Genomic DNA, 14,396 nt, shown 5'->3' with positions numbered 1-14,396 from the left:
TTCTTATAAAAGCGTCTTAGTAGGGGATACTCTGTATTTTTATAATAATTTTAAACATTGTAATAATTTTTATAAGTAGTTTGTTTTCTTTACTGCAAAAGTGTTGATTTATTCTATAAATAAATACTTCAATAATAAATTTAACAAAACGCATAAAATAATTATTACGTATTTTTTTTTGCTACAGACAAGCAAAGGAACACGGCAATGCCAGAAGGTGTAATGAAGGCTTGGCTAGAGTCTTCCCACTTAAACGGTGGCAACATCGTTTATATTGAAGAATTGTACGAATCATACTTAGATAACTCCGCCTCTGTATCTGCAGAATGGCAAGGTATCTTTAGTCAACTCCCGAAAGTCGAAGGTAGTGAGGTTGAATACCGCCACTCTGCCATCCGTGACGAATTTAGAGCCCTAGCAAAACAAGCCAATAAACAAGTAGTTGTTTCTAGTGGCAATGATGCTAAACAAGTCAAAGTTTTACAGCTTATCAACGCGTTTCGATTCCGCGGTCATCAGAATGCTAATTTAGATCCTTTGGGTTTATGGCAACGTGACAAAGTACGTGACTTGCAGCTTTCACATCACGATTTATCTGAAAACGACTTCGATAAAGAATATAACGTTGGCTCTTTTGCCATCGGCCAAGACACCATGAAGTTAGGTGACTTATATAAAGCATTAAGAAACACTTATTGTGGTTCTATTGGTGCTGAATATATGCACATGACGGCTACCGACGAAAAACGTTGGTTACAACAACGTCTTGAGTCTGTTCAGTCTAAAGCGGCACTTTCTGTTGATGAAAAAACTAAACTTCTTCAGGGCTTAATCGCTGCTGACGGCTTAGAGAAATACCTTGGAGCTAAGTTCCCAGGTGCAAAACGTTTCTCTCTGGAAGGTGGTGATTCACTTGTCCCAATGCTTAAAGAATTAATCACTCGTGCTGGCGCTGCCGGTACTAAAGAAGTGGTTATGGGCATGGCTCATCGTGGGCGTCTAAACGTACTTGTTAATGTCATGGGTAAAAACCCGTCAAAATTATTTGATGAGTTCGCCGGTAAGCATGATGAAATACTTAGCTCAGGTGATGTTAAATATCATCAAGGTTATTCTTCAGATTTCGTTACCCCGGGTGGTACCGTTCATTTAGCGCTGGCATTTAACCCGTCACATCTAGAAATCGTTAACCCAGTTGTTATTGGTTCAGTTCGCGCTCGTCTAGATAGACGTGACTGTGATCAAGGTGATTTAGTACTACCTATTACCATTCATGGTGATTCTGCGATTGCAGGTCAAGGTGTTGTACAAGAAACCTTCAATATGTCACAAGCGCGCGCCTTTAAAGTAGGCGGCACGGTACGTATTGTAGTCAACAACCAAGTAGGTTTTACCACGTCAGTTGCTGAAGATACTCGCTCTGGTGAGTACTGTACTGAAATTGCTAAAATGGTTCAGGCGCCAATTATCCATGTAAATGGTGATGATCCTGAAGCAGTTATCTTAGCAACGCAAATTGCACTTGATTACCGTAATGAATTTAAACGTGATGTTGTTATCGATTTAGTTTGTTACCGACGTCATGGACATAACGAAGCTGATGAGCCAAGTGCTACGCAGCCACTTATGTACAAAATTGTTAAAAAGCATCCTACACCACGTCAATTATACGCAGATAAATTATCAGCGGAAGGTAGTTTAACTACTGCCAAAATTGATGAATTAACAGCCTACTACCGTAAGTTACTTGATGAAGGTCAATGTACGGTTGATCAATGGCGCCCAATGACTGAGCATTCAGTTGATTGGACTCCATACTTAGGCCATGAGTGGGATGATGACTACGACAAAGAAATATCGCTTGAGAAATTAAAAGAACTAGCGGTTAAATTGTCAAGTTACCCAGAAAGTCATCCAGTGCATTCGCGTGTTAAAAAGATTTACGATGATCGCATGAAAATGGCAACAGGTGAGAAATTACTTGATTGGGGTATGGCTGAAAACTTAGCTTATGCATCCATTGTTGATCGTGGTGATCGTGTACGTATCACAGGTCAAGATTCTGGTCGTGGTACTTTCTTCCATCGCCATGCTGTATTGCATAATCAAGAAGACGGTAGTACCTATTTACCACTGCAAAATATCAGAGAAGGCCAAGGCCCATTTGATGTACATGATTCAGTGTTATCTGAAGTCTCAGTATTAGCCTTTGAATATGGCTATACCACTGCTGAGCCTGCAGGTTTAACCATTTGGGAAGCACAATTTGGTGATTTCGCTAACTGTGCGCAAGTGGTATTTGATCAATTCATTAGTTCAGGTGAGCAAAAGTGGGGCCGTTTATGTGGCTTAACTATGTTGTTACCACATGGCTATGAAGGTCAAGGGCCTGAGCATTCATCAGCTCGTTTAGAGCGCTTCTTACAACTTTGTGCTGATCACAATATGCAAGTATGTGTGCCATCAACACCTGCGCAAGTATTTAATATGCTGCGTCGTCAAGTGGTTCGTCCTATGCGTCGTCCTCTTGTGGTTATGTCACCTAAATCATTGTTACGCCATCCATTAGCGGTTTCTTCATTAGAAGAAATGTCGACGGGTGTATTCCACAATGTTATTGGTGAAATTGATGAGCTTGATGCAAAAGCGGTTGAGCGTGTTGTTTTCTGTAGTGGTAAGGTTTATTACGAACTACTTGATCAACGTCGTAAAAATGAGCTAAATAATATTGCTATTGTTCGTATTGAGCAACTTTATCCGTTCCCTGAACAAGAGCTACAAGCTGTATTGAAAGAATACCAGCATGTGAAGCAATTTGTTTGGTGTCAGGAAGAGCCGCAAAACCAAGGTGCTTGGTATTGTTCGCAGCATAACTTTAGAGCAGCTATCCCTGAAAGTACTACGTTGACTTATGCTGGGCGTAAGGCTTCTGCAGCTCCAGCTGTCGGCTATATGTCACTTCATGTTAAAGAACAGCAAGCGCTTGTTACTCAAGCATTAACAATAGATTAACTCTTTGGTGCGCTTACTCAAATAGTGAGCGCAAAGAAAGTTTGAAAGGATTAAAAAAATGACAACCGAAATCAAAGTTCCGGTATTACCTGAATCAGTTGCTGATGCAACAGTAGCAACTTGGCATGTACAAGTTGGTGAAAAATTTACTCGTGATCAAGTACTTGTAGATATTGAAACGGACAAAGTAGTATTAGAAGTTCCTGCAACTTGCGACGGTGTTATGACCGATATTAGCCAAGCTGACGGTGCTACTGTATTAGGCGACCAAGTGATTGGTAGCTTTTCAGAAGGCAGTGAAGCTGCTGCACCTGCACCCGTTGCAGCAGCAAGCGCTCCAGCGGCATCAGGAGCTGTTAAAGTAATCGATATCGTTGTACCTGTATTACCTGAATCAGTTGCCGATGCAACTGTTGCCACATGGCATGTAGCTGAAGGTGATACTGTATCAGTTGACCAAAACTTAGTTGATATTGAAACAGATAAAGTAGTACTAGAAGTTGTTGCTCAAGATAATGGCGTAATTGGTAAAATTATCCATGTTGAAGGCGATACTGTTTTAGGCGCTCAAAAAATTGGCGAGCTAAACGCTGGCGCTACTGCAGGTTCTGCTGCTACAGCGGCACCAATTGAAGATGCAGTAAGTTCAGATGATCTTGCTAGTCCTTCAGTACGTCGTTTAATGACTGAGAAAGGCTTAACGGCTGCCAACGTTGTTGGTACTGGTAAAGGTGGACGTATTTCAAAAGAAGACGTTGAAGCCGCCGCTAACAAACCTGCTGCCGCACCAAAAGCAGCAGCGCCGGTAGCTGCACCAGTACAAGAACTTGGCGAACGTACTCAGAAACGTGTGCCAATGACGCGTTTACGTAAAACGATTGCAACACGTTTATTAGAAGCGAAAAATTCTACTGCAATGTTAACGACTTTTAACGAAGTTAACATGAAGCCAATTATGGATTTACGTAAGCAATATAAAGACTTGTTTGAAAAAACTCATGACACTCGTCTTGGTTTTATGTCTTTTTACGTGAAAGCGGTAACTGAAGCATTAAAACGCTTCCCAGCAGTAAATGCGTCAATTGACGGTGATGACATTGTTTATCATAACTTCTTTGATATCTCTATCGCTGTCTCTACGCCACGTGGTTTAGTTACTCCAGTATTACGCGATTCTGATCAACTAAGTATGGCTGGCATTGAAAATGGAATTCGTGAGTTAGCTATTAAAGGTCGTGACGGTAAATTGTCTATGGCTGATATGACTGGTGGTAACTTCACTATCACAAACGGTGGTGTATTTGGTTCACTATTATCAACACCTATTCTTAACTTACCTCAAGCAGCGATTTTAGGTATGCATAAAATACAAGACCGCCCTATGGCAGTTGACGGTAAAGTAGAAATTTTACCTATGATGTATTTAGCATTATCTTATGATCACCGCTTAATTGACGGTAAAGAGTCTGTTGGTTTCTTAGTAACAATCAAAGAATTGTTAGAAGATCCAACACGTCTTCTTTTAGACGTATAAGTCGTACAAAAAAATATAGTTAGTAGACTATAGTATTAGCTCTTTTGGCTACCGTCACTAGAGCTTTTGTACTATAATCGATAAACTTTCACAGGCTGTTACTTAGTTTTATCTTTTTAAAAATGAAAGGTAGGGGTAAAAACAGTCTTCATTTACAGATAAATGGATAAAACACCATGAATTTGCATGAATACCAAGCGAAACAATTGTTCGCTGAATACGGTTTACCAGTTTCTGAAGGTTTCGCTTGCGATACACCTCAAGAAGCTGCCGAAGCGGCTGATAAAATTGGCGGCGATATGTGGGTTGTTAAAACTCAAGTACACGCAGGCGGACGTGGTAAGGCTGGCGGTGTTAAGCTAGTTAAATCAAAAGAAGAAATCAAAGAGTTTGCTCAACACTGGTTAGGTAAGAACTTAGTTACTTACCAAACAGATGCAAACGGACAGCCAGTAGCTAAAATTTTAGTTGAAAGCTGTACTGATATCGCCAACGAATTATATCTTGGTGCTGTTGTTGATAGAGCTTCTCAAAGAGTTGTTTTCATGGCATCTACTGAAGGCGGTGTTGACATTGAAAAGATCGCAGAAGAGACTCCAGAATTAATTCACCAAGCTGAGATTGATCCACTAGTTGGCGCTCAACCTTACCAAGCACGTGAATTAGGTTTTAAACTTGGTTTAAACCCTACGCAAATGAAGCAATTTGTTAAGATCTTTATGGGTCTTGCTAAAATGTTTGAAGATTGTGATTTCGCCTTATTAGAAATCAACCCGTTAGTTATTACTGACGAAGGCAACCTTCATTGTTTAGACGGCAAAATTGGTATCGATGGTAATGCTATTTACCGTCAACCTAAAATGCGCGCTTTCCACGATCCATCTCAAGAAGATGAACGTGAAGCACATGCAGCACAATGGGAGCTTAACTATGTAGCTCTTGATGGTACTGTTGGTTGTATGGTTAACGGTGCAGGCCTAGCAATGGGTACTATGGATATCGTTAATTTACACGGCGGCAAGCCAGCTAACTTCCTAGATGTTGGCGGCGGAGCAAACAAAGAACGTGTTTCTGAAGCATTCAAAATCATCCTTTCTGACGATAACGTTAAAGCTGTTTTAGTTAACATCTTTGGTGGCATTGTTCGTTGTGACATGATTGCTGAAGGTATTATTGGCGCTGTTAAAGAAGTAGGCGTTAAAGTACCAGTTGTTGTACGTTTAGAAGGTACTAATGCTGAATTAGGTCGTGAAGTTCTTAAAAACTCTGGCTTAGACATCATTGCTGCTGAATCACTAACTGATGCAGCAACTAAAGTTGTAGCAGCTGCGGAGGGCAAATAATGTCTGTATTAATTAATAAAGATACTAAAGTTATCTGTCAAGGTTTCACTGGTGGTCAAGGTACTTTCCATTCAGAACAAGCTATTGATTACGGTACACAAATGGTTGGTGGCGTAAGCCCAGGTAAAGGCGGTCAAACGCATTTAGGCCTTCCAGTATTTAACACAGTACGTGATGCTGTAGAAGCAACTGGCGCAACAGCAACAGTTATCTACGTTCCAGCTCCATTCTGTAAAGATGCTATTTTAGAAGCTATCGATGCTGGCATCGAGCTTATCGTAACTATTACTGAAGGTATTCCAACTTTAGATATGGTTGACGTTAAAGCTAAGCTTACTCAAACTGGCGTTCGTATGATCGGTCCTAACTGTCCAGGTGTTATTACTCCTGGCGAAACTAAGATTGGTATCATGCCTGGTCACATCCATTTACCAGGTAAAGTTGGTATTGTTTCACGTTCTGGTACATTAACGTACGAAGCCGTTAAACAAACAACTGATGCTGGTTTTGGCCAATCTACTTGCGTAGGTATTGGTGGCGACCCTATCCCAGGTACTAACTTCATCGACGTATTGGAAATGTTCCAAAACGATCCACAAACTGAAGCAATCGTAATGATTGGTGAAATTGGCGGAACTGCTGAAGAAGAAGCTGCGGAATATATCAAAGCTAACGTTACTAAACCTGTAGTATCTTACATTGCTGGTGTTACTGCACCAGAAGGTAAGCGTATGGGTCACGCTGGCGCGATTATCGCCGGTGGTAAAGGTACAGCTGATGAGAAATTTGCAGCACTAGAAGCGGCCGGTGTTAAAACTGTTCGTTCTTTAGCTGATATCGGCGTAGCACTTAAAGAGAAAACAGGTTGGTAGGCTAACGCTTACAACTTGTAATTCTTAATAAAAACCCGCTAACTAGCGGGTTTTTTATTTAAATTCTTTTATATCAACACTATAATTTTCAGTATTAGCTTGCGCAATATAAAGCTCGAACCCAAATTTTTCAGATAATGTTATAAGTAATGATTTATCGACTTGAGAAATTTTAGAGCCCATTATTATTGCTTTTAACGAATTTTTATTTAGTTTCTTTAAAAAACCCAGTTGATTTATATTTTCATTTACCTTGAAAGATACTGACCTGAATTCTTTTTCATAAGTCCAGCCAGTATGCTTTGTGAGTAAAAATTTGCCTAAATCCATTTCTTCGTTATTTTTGTACTTTTTATATTGTTTAAAAAAGTCTAATTTTGGAGGAGTATTCTCATATTCAACCTTTTCGAATTCTAATGAACTCCCTTTGAGTTTTTCTTTATCAAACATTAAGCAAATGCCTCTCATTCCATCACCGTAGTGTGACCACATTAATGGTTCATCGTAAGCTTCGGATAGACTACATACACATAAAGTTTGCATTTGTATTTTTAATAACTTCTCGTGTTCTATTAATTTATTTATTATGCTATGGCGTACTTCACTTTCCCTAGATGAAGCTAATAATTGTAGAGCTGCTTCTTTTTCTTGAACTATTAAGTGAGGCTTGACCCAATAGTTAGATTCATCCATTAATTTGCACAAATCACCCGTAGAGTTAGGGAGTTCTTTTATAAAATTAAAATAGAATTCGAACGGATCATTCAGGGTATCGACTCTAGCGTGCCACAAATTATTTTCATATATAGAGTTGATGATATTTTTGTTCAGTGTTGTGAACTTACATAAGTATCCATCTTTCGGAACGTTTAACATTGTATTTTTTCATTCTAAAAACTGGTTTACAGGTTAGAACTAATTTAATTGATAGTCAAAGCTATTGTCGTGGTGGCGACGACACCCAAGAAGAAAAGGATACTGCCTCCGCTCTAACCTTCGGCTTTGGTCTCCCTCGGAGCTGCTAATCAAGTGCAATCCTCCACTCAAGGCAATATATTCGACGTAATAGCGCTGATGGCACATCCATGTGCTGACATCGCTTTGTTCATCATCAGGACAATATGCTCCTGCATTGACTAATAAGCTGCATCCATGCAGCGTCACGATGAACATACGTGAATATTGCCTTTAATTTTGGCACTTGATTCAAGCAGACTTGTGTTTGTTGATAGATGAGGGAGTAATAATGTTGGGTTATTTTTTTGGATGATCAAAAAATAGAGAATCATTTAATTTGGCTAACAGCACCAAACACTCCAATTCCCATCTCAGCAATGAAATGACCAACTAGCAATGGCAAGCCTCGACCCGAGACAGGACGTCGAGGGCTGCCGTTGTTCAGGGATGATAAATCGGCAGGGTTCGTGGTTTGTGCTGGTTTGTTATTGATTGTTCTGCTGAGTAGGGACTCCGAGGGGTTCCAAGGGGAGGCCGGAGGCAGTCTCACTTTGGGTGTGGTCGCCACCGCGACGCCAAGCAGGGAAATAAACTCCAAGTACTAATTAAGTGTAATCCTACATTCAAGGCTATATCTTCGACGTAACAGCGCTTTGTTCATCATCAGGACAATATGCTCCTGCATTGTTTAATAAGCTGCATCCATGCAGCGTCATGATGAATATAGCCTTTCATTGCGGGACTTGATTCAAGCAGGTTTGGTGTTTGTGGATAGGGGAGATGATTGTGTTGTTATGCCATTGGCATTCGAAGCCGTCATTCCCGAAGTGTTTAATCGGGAATCCATTTTACTAAGGTCTGGATCTTCGACTAAGGCACCACGAGGAGTACACCAGTTAAGCAATTTACCAGCACCAAATACTCCAATTCCCATCTCAGCAATGAAATGACTAACTAGCAATGGTAAGCCTCGACCCGAGACATGACGTCACATGGATGTGACTTATTAGACAATGCAGGAGCTTATTGTCCTGATGTCGAGCGCTGCCGTTGTTCATGGATGAACTTTTTATAAATGTAGGCGGCAGGGTTCGTGGTTTGTACTAGTTTGTTATTGAATTTTTTACTGAGCAGCGTTCAGCTACCAAGGGGAAGGTAACTTAAAAGTTAATCTATCAGTTTCAATTCATTTTTATATTGATGATTACAATGCACATAATGTTCAACTCCTTTTGCGATCATTTCTTTTACTTTCTCATCAAGTTGCTTCACTACTTTACCAGGTGAACCAATGACCAAACTACCATCGGGAATTGACATATTTTCAGTTACCAAAGTATTCGCGCCTATCAAGCAATTTTTGCCAATTTTGGCGCCATTTAATACCACAGCATTCATACCTATTAAGCTGCCTTCATCTATCGTGCAGCCGTGTAGCATCGCTTTATGTCCTACGGTTACATTTTTAGATATATTGATTGGAAATCCTTCGTCAACGTGTAATATGCAACCATCTTGAATATTAGAATTTTCACCAATGGTGACTTTATCTAAATCAGCTCGAATTACCACGTTGAACCAAACGCTGGCATTTTCTGCTATGTCTACTTTGCCAATAACATTAGCGCTGGGCGCAATAAAACAACTCGCTGATATTTTGGGTGAATGTTTACCTAATTGAAAAATCATGAAGTATTACCTTGGTTGAAAAACATTATTGTAACAAGTTAATAGCATTAGAGTGAATCAATGGGGTCACAGTAAAATTAATTAGTATGTATTTTACTTTTTGATTTAAAAATTCAACCTCATCTAACATTATGTTAACTTGACCTAAAATTACCCTAATTAACTATCCTATGTTGTTCACACAAGACCTTTTCCCATCTGTTACCCCTTGGTTATTCTTAGTCATTACTTTGATTACTGCTTTTGTAAAACCTAAATTATGGCCATTTGGCTTAGTCTGTACTTTAATTAGCGGGCTGTTTTATAACGCGATAGATTTGGTTGGTCTTGGTGTTGTTACGCTTTTATTGGCCATGTCTTACTATGCTAAAAAGATATCTACTAAGCCCTCAAGCAATCCCTCAAATAAGTTATGGAATCGAAGAATTAATACGGTCATTACGGCATTAGTTATTATTAGCTGTATTGCCTTAGCTGCGCACTTATTGCCAGGATTTAATAATTTACAGGTGTTAAACGATGTGGAAAAAAGCATTAACAGTATGCCATTCACACTGTACCTAAACTTTGATAAACCGATGATTCTATTTGTTCTTTTGATGCTGTCTCCAGCACTCTTAATAAGTCAAAAACCGATCACTCTCTCTAAGGCGCACAATAGCTTGCGGTTAAGTGCTCTAGTAGTGCTAGTTTTTATTCTACTATTTAGCCTAGCCATTTTATTATCATTAATTAAATATGATCCTCAATTGCCAAGTTGGTGGTGGTTGTTCGCGTTAAATAATTTGTTATTAACGTGCATTATTGAAGAAGTGTTTTTTAGAGGATTCATTCAGCAAAAGTTAACAAAGCTAATAAACCCTTTAACGGGACTAATACTGACAAGCTTATTATTTGGTATTGCACATTTTTCAGGTGGTTTTAATTATATGCTAGTTGCTACCTTGGCTGGTTTTTTGTATGGCTTGGTTTATCTAAATACAGGTAAAATTTGGTATGCGATTTTACTCCATTTTTGTTTTAATATGATTCACTTAGCGCTGTTTACTTATCCTTTACTCAAGGTTTAGCTACTTTTTGTCTTTCTACCTTTTTTCAATGATTTTTTCTCTTATTTCGGCACTTGAGTCAAAAATACTTAGCGTTTGTTAATAGGCTAGGGCAATCAAACGAATACAAAGCCAATCGTACTTTTGTTGTTGATGGGGATATTGGCTAAACCAAAAATATAATGTGAAATTTCATGCTTTAATTATTGATCCAAGTCAAATTTGTTTCATGCAATCGGCCTATCATATTTGTAGTGAATAAGAGTTTTAGAACAAATTTTTATAACTGATAGGAGAGTAATGATGAAAAAACTATTCAAGAGTATTCCCTTAGTTCTGGTTTCTTTTTTGAGTGTTACATCTATGGCAGCGGTCTCAGAGGAATTGCCAGATCGAGGTCCTATTCCTTTTGCTAGCTACGATCAAGATGGAAATGGCTTTATCAGTGAGCAAGAGTTTACTCAAGTGAGAAGTGAGCGTATGGCAATGAAAGCAGCTCAAGGTCGTCCTATGAAAGGAGCTGGCAATACACCTTCATTTAAAGTCTTTGATAAGGATCTCGATGGGCAGTTAACCCAAGAAGAGCTTATAGCGGGTCAGCAGCTACAAATGCAAAATCGCTCTGGAACTCAAGGCCAATCGTCTAAAATGGGACAGGGACGTAGTCAGGGAGCTGGTATGGGCAAAAATAGTAATATGCCCCCATTTTCTGAATTCGACATAAATGGCGATGGCATTATTTTAGAGCAAGAATTTTATAACGCTAGAGCAGCAAGAATAACAAAGCGTGCTGAGCAGGGTTATCCTATGCGAAACATTGCTAATGCCCCAAGCTTCGCCGATATCGACACTAATGGTGATGCACAAGTATCTTCAAAAGAGTTTGCTGAACATCAAGTAAAGCACAGACAACAGATGATGCAAAAGTAGCTATTTGATTCAAGGGGATAAACATCCCCTTGAATTTTTGTATTTAAATTATTTTTTGTATTCATGGTATTTACAATATTTTATGGTTATCTCAATTTTTCAATTTATCTTTAACTAATCTCATTGTGAATGGACGTCAATGTCTAGCATCACTATGTGCATGATCCATGAAGAACATACATGAATATAGCCTTCGTTCGTCTTTCTGCTGTCGTCACGGCGATTCCAATCAAATAACTAAACGTTAATCGCTAGAAATTAACAGCTATAAAAGCTAGCTTCAAGGTTTGCTCGTTGAGGTTTTAACTTCTTCCGTTATTGGTTTTTTATTTTGAAGTTTCACCAGTGATTGATAACCTTTAGCGGTAACATTATGACCTGCTATGTAACAGTTGTAGCCAATGGTACAAAAGATACAAGGTAATAGTTTAAACGCTTTCTTTTCCATGCTAGTTCTCCATTTATACAATATCCTACTTATAAGACCGTGTTTCCCCAGTTAATATTTCTATGGTGTTACTTAGATGAAATAGCTATAGAGAAAATATAAGCAAGTAAAATTGATAATGGTATATTAATTTACGGTTATGTAGAGAAGTTGGAGAGTAAGTGAGATTACTGTTATGCCTTTGTTATTTGCTTCTCAGCAGTTACAGCAGTAAATTGTTCGCCTTATCGGCAGACCATGCTGTACTCTCAAGTGTTCAATCTCAAAACAAATCAGTTATTCAATTAGCGACAAAACCTAAAAGTAATCCCCTCAAATCGTCTTCAGATAAAACCTATGATTTTGCTTCTATTGAGTTATTGATAGAGCAAGAAGTAGGGCGCATTGTACTCAAACAAATCTATAAAAATATTGGCATTAACATTACGATCAGTCCTTTACCGGGTAATCGGGCACAGCATTTTGCCAATACAGGTATTAATGATGGTGAGATCATGCGTATTTGGACTTATGGAGATGAAAACCCCAATACAATCAGAGTACCCACGCCGTACTATTACTTAGAAACGATGCCGTTTGTTTTGAAAAGCTCTAAAATTTCTATCCTATTAAAGGAAGATTTAGCTAAGTATCGTTTAACTAAAATACGCGGTGTAAAACATACCAATAATATTACCAAAGGGCTTACTAATATTTACGAAATGAGCTCTACAGACGATATGTTTAAACTATTGCTGAGTGGAAAGGTTGATGTGTTGTTAACGAATACTCTCGATGGAAATCTAGCACTTAAAAGGCTTGGCTTAAACAATGTTGAGAGCATGGAAAAGCCATTAGTACGTTTATCTTTATATCACTATATTCATAAAGATAACAAAGTATTGGTCCCTATTGTCGATAAAGAAATCCAACGGATGAAAAGTAATGGTGAGTTAGCCACTCTCATCCTACAAGCTGAAAAAAGCGTTTTTCAGCTTAATCAGTAATTAAATTACCCCTTAGCATATACCTTGAGTGATGAAAGCTAAAAGTGAACGATCGGAGTCTTAAAAGATTAATATCGTTGAATATAAAGAGCTAATAGGCGTTAATTATATTTTCTAATCTGCCATCGCTTTTCATTTCCACTAAAATCCCCTCTATTTTTACCTTTAAAAGTTCGGGAAAATTAAGAGAAAAACATAAGTTAATATCATAATCAGCAATAATATTGCCAATGTAGTGAAAGTTAAAATTATCACGAGGTAATTTCATGTTTTTAAGGTGATAATTTAGTCTTATATTCATTTCCGGAAAAGCAACTGCTCTGCCCATAGCGATGACTTTTATCGCTGCTTCATGGTCTTTCACATAGATAATATCAAACTTGTCTTGCTCAATATAAGCTGCCAAACCAGGGTAATTAAAACCGCGAATTAACACTAGGCTCTTTCCAAATAGATCGCTGATTTCATTGTGTTTATTAGGTTTTAAGGTCAAAAAACGGTGTTTTACTGTCATAATAGGCGTTTTAGACAGTGATAGAGATTGTAGCCCTGGCCAAGCAGCAGAGCCATAGGTTATCCATTTAACCTTTGGATTTTTCATGTACTTCATCATACGTTTGAAAGGCAAAATACTATGGGAAAAGTGAATGTTTTGTTTTTCTATCGCATTAATTACATCAGTAACTATGCCTACCTGTTCGCTATTTTTAGTCGATACTTGAATAGGCGATGAAGATTTATCTGCAATAAAGTAGGTTATTTTATTGTCTGCTATACTCGAAAAACTAGCTAATAATATAATGAAATAAAGGTTTATTTTCATAGGTTATGTGTTTAAATGTCACTGCGGTTTGAAGTGATAATGCCATATAAAATAAAGGCTTGCCATTTATTTTGTAAGTAAGTTAATGCTTTAATCGATTACATTTTATTTTAAATAATAAACATCTAGCCCATTAGGTAAAACGAATGAAATAGATGATAAAGCTAATCGGTTTGCTCAACTGTTTTTTGTATCTCTCTGCCTTCTTCAATTATCTTTTCTCGCATTTCAGCCAGTTTTTCCAACGCTAATTCTTTTTCTTCTGGACTCATATTTTCATTGTTAGCAATTTCTTCCATCAGCGCTTCAAGTTCTTCAAGTTTTTCTCGGTCTATACCTAATCGTTTATCTAATATATTTTGCATTATCTCACTGAAACGATTATCAACGACAACATCTTCTTTGGCATCGCCAACTTGAGTTGTGTTTAATGTTTCACTTTTAGCTAAAAGTGACCTTGCCGATTCGGGTCTTAAATAAGTGGGCGCGATCTCTTTAATCTCATTACCGTTCATCATGGCTAACGCTTTGTCAGATAAAGTCACGGTATCTTTTTCACCGGGAATACGTTGAACGGCAGGGGTGGTGTTATCAAAACTGACTACTAATGCATTATTAGATTTTGCTTGCGCTACTTGTTGAGCGTAATTGTTGTTGATCATCATATATAAGGCTTCTCTAGCTTAGTGTTTTCAATAATTTATTCTTAAGAACATTCATAAGGCATAGTCTGTGCCACTTTTATAAATATTG

At 38.2% G+C, this 14,396-nt stretch carries 13 protein-coding genes; 7 read left to right on the top strand and 6 right to left on the bottom strand.

Annotated elements, in window-relative coordinates; translation table 11 throughout:
* The first annotated feature begins 207 nt into the window (after positions 1-207).
* The 4 genes from sucA to sucD all read left to right on the top strand — a co-directional run bounded on the left by sucA (position 208) and on the right by sucD (position 6,761).
* On the top strand, positions 208-3,012 hold the full coding sequence (sucA, locus tag CXF79_RS14720) for a 2-oxoglutarate dehydrogenase E1 component (protein ID WP_101155830.1): 2,805 nt from the start codon (positions 208-210) through the stop codon (positions 3,010-3,012).
* Between the two features lie 58 nt (positions 3,013-3,070).
* Positions 3,071-4,546, top strand: a complete 1,476-nt coding sequence (odhB, locus tag CXF79_RS14715; RefSeq protein ID WP_101155828.1) for a 2-oxoglutarate dehydrogenase complex dihydrolipoyllysine-residue succinyltransferase — start codon at positions 3,071-3,073, stop codon at positions 4,544-4,546.
* A 176-nt stretch (positions 4,547-4,722) separates the two neighbouring features.
* Positions 4,723-5,889 carry an ADP-forming succinate--CoA ligase subunit beta gene (gene sucC, locus CXF79_RS14710; RefSeq protein WP_011043040.1) on the top strand — a complete coding sequence of 389 codons (1,167 nt, stop codon included), beginning with the start codon at positions 4,723-4,725 and terminating at the stop codon, positions 5,887-5,889.
* Positions 5,889-6,761, top strand: coding sequence for a succinate--CoA ligase subunit alpha (gene sucD, locus CXF79_RS14705; RefSeq protein WP_011043041.1), 873 nt, complete (start codon positions 5,889-5,891; stop codon positions 6,759-6,761). Before sucC ends, sucD begins: the two co-directional genes overlap by 1 nt.
* A 54-nt stretch (positions 6,762-6,815) precedes the next feature.
* Here sucD and CXF79_RS14700 read toward each other — a convergent pair whose 3' ends face one another.
* From CXF79_RS14700 to CXF79_RS14690, 3 genes are all read right to left on the bottom strand, one after another.
* Positions 6,816-7,637 (bottom strand): DUF2971 domain-containing protein, encoded by an 822-nt coding sequence (locus tag CXF79_RS14700; protein ID WP_101155826.1) that lies wholly within the window; start codon positions 7,635-7,637, stop codon positions 6,816-6,818.
* A gap of 829 nt (positions 7,638-8,466) precedes the next feature.
* Positions 8,467-8,679, bottom strand: a complete 213-nt coding sequence (locus CXF79_RS23415) for a hypothetical protein (RefSeq protein WP_157825884.1) — start codon at positions 8,677-8,679, stop codon at positions 8,467-8,469.
* Positions 8,680-8,885: 206 nt separating this feature from the next.
* Positions 8,886-9,407 (bottom strand): gamma carbonic anhydrase family protein, encoded by a 522-nt coding sequence (locus CXF79_RS14690; RefSeq protein WP_101155822.1) that lies wholly within the window; start codon positions 9,405-9,407, stop codon positions 8,886-8,888.
* 170 nt (positions 9,408-9,577) lie between these two features.
* Between CXF79_RS14690 and CXF79_RS14685 the strand changes: the two genes are divergently transcribed.
* Both CXF79_RS14685 and CXF79_RS14680 read left to right on the top strand, forming a co-directional pair.
* Positions 9,578-10,477: a CPBP family intramembrane glutamic endopeptidase gene (locus CXF79_RS14685; protein WP_101155820.1), complete on the top strand. Its 900-nt coding sequence runs from the start codon at positions 9,578-9,580 to the stop codon at positions 10,475-10,477.
* 279 nt (positions 10,478-10,756) lie between these two features.
* Entirely contained in the window at positions 10,757-11,386 is a 630-nt protein-coding gene (locus tag CXF79_RS14680; protein WP_232769188.1) for an EF-hand domain-containing protein, read from the top strand.
* 280 nt (positions 11,387-11,666) lie between these two features.
* Here the strand turns inward: CXF79_RS14680 and CXF79_RS23410 are convergent, their stop codons facing one another.
* Positions 11,667-11,834 carry a hypothetical protein gene (locus tag CXF79_RS23410; RefSeq protein WP_157825883.1) on the bottom strand — a complete coding sequence of 56 codons (168 nt, stop codon included), beginning with the start codon at positions 11,832-11,834 and terminating at the stop codon, positions 11,667-11,669.
* Positions 11,835-11,995: 161 nt separating this feature from the next.
* Here CXF79_RS23410 and CXF79_RS14675 point away from each other — a divergent pair, with 161 nt between their 5' ends.
* Positions 11,996-12,820: a substrate-binding periplasmic protein gene (locus tag CXF79_RS14675; protein ID WP_101155816.1), complete on the top strand. Its 825-nt coding sequence runs from the start codon at positions 11,996-11,998 to the stop codon at positions 12,818-12,820.
* 91 nt (positions 12,821-12,911) lie between these two features.
* Here CXF79_RS14675 and CXF79_RS14670 read toward each other — a convergent pair whose 3' ends face one another.
* Together CXF79_RS14670 and CXF79_RS14665 are read right to left on the bottom strand one after the other, a co-directional pair.
* Positions 12,912-13,643: a substrate-binding periplasmic protein gene (locus tag CXF79_RS14670; RefSeq protein ID WP_101155814.1), complete on the bottom strand. Its 732-nt coding sequence runs from the start codon at positions 13,641-13,643 to the stop codon at positions 12,912-12,914.
* A gap of 164 nt (positions 13,644-13,807) precedes the next feature.
* On the bottom strand, positions 13,808-14,308 hold the full coding sequence (locus CXF79_RS14665; RefSeq protein WP_101155812.1) for a hypothetical protein: 501 nt from the start codon (positions 14,306-14,308) through the stop codon (positions 13,808-13,810).
* Between the last annotated feature and the right edge of the window lie 88 nt (positions 14,309-14,396).

Source organism: Colwellia sp. Bg11-28 (genome assembly GCF_002836245.1).
GTDB classification, from domain to species: Bacteria; Pseudomonadota; Gammaproteobacteria; order Enterobacterales; family Alteromonadaceae; genus Colwellia; species Colwellia psychrerythraea_A.
This window is presented reverse-complemented; position numbering and strand designations above follow the sequence as displayed.